This window comes from Pseudoramibacter porci (assembly GCF_009696145.1).
GTDB classification, from domain to species: domain Bacteria; phylum Bacillota; class Clostridia; order Eubacteriales; family Eubacteriaceae; genus Pseudoramibacter; species Pseudoramibacter porci.
Genome location: NZ_VUMO01000023.1, coordinates 1 through 5,517, shown reverse-complemented (window position 1 = coordinate 5,517; position 5,517 = coordinate 1). Strand labels below are relative to the sequence as shown.

7 protein-coding genes are annotated in these 5,517 nt (G+C 41.8%); 6 read left to right on the top strand and 1 reads right to left on the bottom strand.

Going from position 1 to position 5,517, the window contains the following annotated elements; all coding sequences use genetic code 11:
• Positions 1–155: 155 nt before the first annotated feature.
• Positions 156–872, bottom strand: a complete 717-nt coding sequence (locus tag FYJ52_RS09875; protein ID WP_154577058.1) for a tRNA 2-thiocytidine biosynthesis TtcA family protein — start codon at positions 870–872, stop codon at positions 156–158.
• A gap of 123 nt (positions 873–995) precedes the next feature.
• Here FYJ52_RS09875 and FYJ52_RS09870 point away from each other — a divergent pair, with 123 nt between their 5' ends.
• From FYJ52_RS09870 to FYJ52_RS09845, 6 genes are read left to right on the top strand one after another with little or no spacing between them, the layout of a single operon-like run.
• Entirely contained in the window at positions 996–1,490 is a 495-nt protein-coding gene (locus tag FYJ52_RS09870) for a COG2426 family protein (RefSeq protein ID WP_154577057.1), read from the top strand.
• Positions 1,490–2,299 (top strand): Cof-type HAD-IIB family hydrolase, encoded by an 810-nt coding sequence (locus FYJ52_RS09865; protein WP_154577056.1) that lies wholly within the window; start codon positions 1,490–1,492, stop codon positions 2,297–2,299. The genes FYJ52_RS09870 and FYJ52_RS09865 overlap by 1 nt, the downstream gene beginning before the upstream one ends.
• 25 nt (positions 2,300–2,324) lie before the next feature.
• Entirely contained in the window at positions 2,325–3,527 is a 1,203-nt protein-coding gene (locus FYJ52_RS09860) for an aminopeptidase P N-terminal domain-containing protein (RefSeq protein ID WP_154577055.1), read from the top strand.
• Positions 3,528–3,538: 11 nt separating this feature from the next.
• Positions 3,539–4,459 carry a thioredoxin-disulfide reductase gene (gene trxB / locus FYJ52_RS09855; protein WP_154577054.1) on the top strand — a complete coding sequence of 307 codons (921 nt, stop codon included), beginning with the start codon at positions 3,539–3,541 and terminating at the stop codon, positions 4,457–4,459.
• A 23-nt stretch (positions 4,460–4,482) separates the two neighbouring features.
• Positions 4,483–4,956: a flavodoxin gene (locus tag FYJ52_RS09850; protein ID WP_154577053.1), complete on the top strand. Its 474-nt coding sequence runs from the start codon at positions 4,483–4,485 to the stop codon at positions 4,954–4,956.
• Positions 4,957–4,990: 34 nt separating this feature from the next.
• Entirely contained in the window at positions 4,991–5,329 is a 339-nt protein-coding gene (locus FYJ52_RS09845) for a NifB/NifX family molybdenum-iron cluster-binding protein (protein WP_154577052.1), read from the top strand.
• Positions 5,330–5,517: the final 188 nt, after the last annotated feature.

Genomic DNA, 5,517 nt, shown 5'->3' with positions numbered 1-5,517 from the left:
GAACCACTCAGGACCGAATCGTCCTATATTTCGATTTCAATTTATAAATCTACAAATTGCAGCTTGATATTAAATCAAACGAGGCTCCTGAGTATTTTCTCAGAGCCTCGTTTGTCTACAGTCTGAGAAGCATTCATTAGAATGCTTCTATTTTTTTAGTCTGTTGACCATGGCACAAAGGGGTGGGGATTTTGGATGGCTGATAGGACTTTTTGATTGAGATCTGGGATATCAGTGCGCAGTTTGGCAACAAAGTTCTTAACATCCTCGCGTTTTGTAAAACCATCTGCAGGACAGGTCGATCCGATAATCGGTAACGATTGACATTTTGAATTGTAGACAATATCTTTTTCGTTGACAAAAACCAGTGGACGAATGAGCGTGATCTGCTTTCGATCTAAAAACGTAACGGGTTGAAAGGTATTAATGCGGCCTTCGTAAAAAAGACTTAAGAAAAAAGTTTCAACCGCATCGTCAGCGTGGTGCCCCAGAGCTAATTTGTTGCATTTGAGTTTGCGGCATAGATTATGCAGTGCGCCACGCCGCATTCTTGCGCATAAAGAGCATGGATTTGATTCGTTGCGAATGTCAAAAACAACGGTGGCGATTGACGTTTTTAATATCGTATAGGGGACATGAATGTCATGACAATAAGTGATTAGCGGAGAAAAATCCATGCCGTCAAGTCCAGCGTCGATGGTTACAGCTTCAAGGTCAAATTGAACGGGTGCGAATTTTTGATATCGTGCCAGTGCTGCCAATAAGGCAATGCTGTCTTTTCCGCCAGATAACCCTACAGCGATACGGTCACCGTTTTCGATCATATGGAATTGTTGAATAGCGCGGCGCATTGGCCCTAATATTTTTTTCATAAATTAACGATCCTTTAAATAGTAAACTATCAATTGTATTTTATCCTTTTTGGTGTAAAATAGATGTCATAGTATTTTTTATTCTAACACGAATGAGAAGACAATACAAAAAGGAGCATTTCTTTGGCACATTCAATTATACAATTTTTTTCGTTTCTTCCAAATTGGCTTGAAGTTTTTACTATTTCAATGATTCCAATCGTTGAACTGAGAGGCGCAATTCCAGTCGGAACGCTTTTGATGCGTATGCCTTATCTGCAGGCTTTTTTACTTGCCTGGGCAGGATCAATCATTCCGGCACCAATTATTTTAAAATTTTTACCGGTGTTTTTGAAATGGATGAGAGGGAAAAAAGGTGCTTTAGGGCGTTTCGCGGAGTGGCTGCATACCCGAGGGATCAACAAATCAAAGAGCATCACCAAATATAAGTTTTGGGGATTGATGATTTTTATTGCGATACCACTGCCTGGAACAGGTGTTTGGACGGGGTGTCTGGCGGCATCGTTGATTGAGATGGATTTTAAACAAGGTGTATTATCAGCTGTTTTAGGCTCCGCAATTGCAGGAATGATTGTTACGACCCTTTGTGCATTTGGATTGATGGCAGTAGGTGCGTGATGAAATCTGATATCCGCCTGCTTGCCTTGGATCTAGACAACACACTTTTAAATTCCGAAAAAAAAATTTCAGAAGCTAATCAACACATACTCAAGCAGTGCGAAAGAGAAGGTATTCGTGTTGTAACAGCGAGTGGACGATTTTTTCATTCACAGCTTAGTTTTACAGATCAACTTAGCACGAAAATTCAGAATAATTGGCATGTTTGTAATGGCGGAGCGGGAATTTACGCTGGTCACGAGTTGATTTGGCGAGAGCATGGTTTTAAGGCAGACGTCTTTGAAGCATTATTGAAACAAATTCGAAAAACTTCATTATTTTATTTTGTAGATACGGTTTCGAAGGTTTATTATGACCATACGTTGACGGCAATGCCAAGTCAAAGGGCTCAGCAGGTTATGAGAAATCCCTATGTCTATCGCACAACTTGTATTGATAATATCAAGGCTCCAGTGCGGATTATCTTTTATTGCCGAAATGAAAAAGAAGTTGCTGCCGCTCATCAAATCCAAACAAAAGGGGCAGTCGCTTATGACGGCGGTGACAAAATTGTCGAAATAGCGCCGAAGTCGTTGAATAAAGCACAGGCATTGGCCAGGGTGTGCACACATTATGGCATTTTGCCTGAGCAGGTTGCAGCCATCGGAGATGACGAAAATGACTTGCAGATGATTAAAATGGCTGGAATTGGCATTGCGATGTGTCATAGCAGCGAAGGATTAATAAAAAATGCAGACATCATTGGGGCATATGATTGCGACCATGATGGCGTGGCTGAAATTGTCAAGCGTTATATTTTATCGAAATGACGAAAGAGAAGAGGCTTAAAAAACGATGCTTAAGGAACTTTCAAAAGAATTTTACCAAAATAAACGTCAACAACTATACGATTTACTGCCAGATCAAAGCGTCACGGTGATCTGTGCAGGCAGTGAAGTCAGTAAATCATTGGATGAAAATTATCCATTCTATGTGAACAACAATTATTTGTATTTGACAGGGTTAACTGAGCCTGACGGAATATTAGCTTTGGTAAAAAAGAACGGGCAAAATACGACGAGCCTGTTCATTCGAAAACCGGACCCTTTTAAAGAGAAATGGTTTGGCCGCTACATTACGATTGAAGCAGCGCATGAGAAGTCAGGGATTGATGATATTCGCTATCTTGAAGATTTTGAATCCTTTTGTTCATCTTTGAAAGAACTCAGCTATTACGAGGATGATACGCTTCCAGATCATCAGAAAAGGAAGTTCGGATTTGAACATCAACACTCGCTCTTACCGCTTCTTTCTGAAATGCGATTGGTTAAATCTAATGAGGAGCTTGCGTTGATGCGTCATGCCATTCATCTGACACATCTTGGTATCAATCAAATTTTGGCAAATTTAAAACCGGGCGATTATGAGTACCAAGCTCAAGATATTTTTGAATATACAATTTTGAATCACGGCGCAGAAGAGACCGCTTTTGATACCATTGCAGTTTCAGGAGAAGATGCGCCCATTCTTCATTATATGACGAACCGAAAGAAGATGGCTGATGCAACCATGGTTCTCTTTGATCTCGGGGCGCGTTATCATGGGTATTGTGCTGACATTAGTCGGACCTTTCCAGTAAACGGACATTACACAAAAGACCAGCGCGCATTGTACGAAGCGGTGCTAAAAGCCCAACACGAAATCATTTCATATTATCAGGCTGGAACAAATATGAAGGACGTTCAAGAAAAGTCCCGAGAATTACTTAATCAATATGGTCTTGCGACAGGGCTGTTTGATCCTCGGAAGACCATTGACGATTATTATTATCACGGCATTGGGCATTCTTTAGGCTTGGACACACACGACCTTTGCGAAGATCGAAACGTGACGCTGAAACCGGGAATGGTCATCACTTGTGAACCGGGGTTGTATATGGCAGATCGCGGGATGGGCGTTCGAATTGAAGATGATATCTTGATTACAGAGAATGGCCCAGTTGTTTTATCGGAAGAAATACCAAAATCGGTAGATGTGATTGAAAGCATGATGCAATGAAGGAGGGAACGATGTACGATTTAATTATTATCGGCTCAGGGCCGGCAGGTATGACAGCAGGCATATATGCACAGCGTGCAGGACTCGATGCGCTTGTCATTGAACGAAATTTTATGAGCGGCGGACAAATCATCGATACCTATGAAGTCGATAACTATCCGGGACTTCCCAATATTAATGGATTTGATTTGGCTCAGAAAATGAGAGAACACGCAGATCAGTTGGGCGTTCAATTTAAAATGGGTGATGTCCAAAAAGTAGAGGATCTTGGTGAAGAAAAAAAGGTAATCACGTCAGAAGAGACACTGACCGCCAAGGCCGTTTTGTTTGCGACTGGTGCAAAACACAGTCTTTTGAACATTCCAGGAGAGGCAGAATACGCAGGTAAAGGGGTTTCGTATTGCGCAACTTGTGACGGCGCATTCTATAAAGACAAAGATGTTGCTGTTGTAGGCGGCGGTAATGTTGCCGTTGAAGACGCCATATTTTTAGCAAGAGCGTGTCGAAAAGTTTATCTTGTTCACCGGAGAGATCAACTCCGTGCTCAAAAGGCTTTACAGAATAAACTTTTTGAATCTGATCGGGTTGAACTGGTTTGGCATCATCTTCCGGTAGAAATTATTGGGGAAAACGGCCAGGTGAAGGGATTACGGACAAAAGATAAAAATACAAATAAAGAACAAGTGTTGGACGTGTCTGGGGTTTTTATTGCCGTTGGGATCGTTCCAAATACTGACGGATTTGATCAAATTTGCAAATGTGACGAAAAAGGCTATATGATTGCTGGCGAAGACGGTCGAACATCTACACCGGGAATTTTTGCGGCTGGGGATGTTCGAAAGAAAGAAGTTCGTCAGGTGGCAACGGCAGTTGGTGACGGTGCCAACACAATCGCATCAGTTGAAAGATATTTAAACACAAAAGAATGGTAAAATCAGATTAGGAGGATCAATCTATGAAAACATTGGTCGCATATTTTAGCGCAACAGGAACAACTAAACGGATTGCAGAAATGGTGGCGAAGGCATCAAAGGCTGACCTTTTTGAAATCAAACCGGAAACGCCGTACACTCCAGAGGATTTAAATTGGCAGGATGATAAAAGCCGGACATCTGTGGAAATGAAGGATCAGCCCGATTTTAGACCGCCAATGGCAGAATCGACACCAGATATCAGTGACTACGATCGCATTTATGTTGGCTTTCCGATTTGGTGGTATAAAGCGCCGACGATTGTCAATACATTCTTTGAAGGAGCAGAATGGAAGGGAAAACAAGTTGCCCTTTTTGCAACGTCAGGCTCCAGCGGTATTGATGGTGCTTGGGAATCCCTTAATTCGTCAGCATCAGGTGCTGTTTTGGTTGCAGCAAAGCGCTTTTCATCATCGGCCTTTCAAGATGAAGTGGACACCTGGGTTGAAACTATGTAATCAACCCGCCTCTATGATTTGAGCAGGTACCAATATGAAAATTGCAGTCTCTTACGATCAAGGTCAGGTCTTTGATCATTTTGGAAAAACCAAACAGTTTAAAGTGTTCGATACAGAAGGCAAAGGGGTAAAGACGAAGTGGATTGTCGACGCACCTGAGCAAAATAAGTTCATGCTGGTTGGTTTTTTAAAGGGAATCGGCGCAGATGTATTAATTTGTGGAAAAATAGGCAAAGATGCCAGACAGATGTTGACAGACAGGAATATTCAAATTTTTGCTGGCGTATCGGGCGATGCAGATGCAGCGATTGAACATTTGCTTCAAGGTCAGTTGAAAGATGACGTCTCGGCAGTCTGCACAGGGAATATGTAGAATAATAAAAAACCGCAATGTGATATGTACCCTCTTTACTGGACAACCAGTAAGGAGGGCATTTTTATGCGTTATAGTTTTGAGTTTAAGTTGAAATGTGTAGAACTTTACAGATCTGGAAGATGGCCTAAAACGCCAGATGGTATTTCTGCTCATAACTTTCATAACACGATTCGCACATGGTCAAA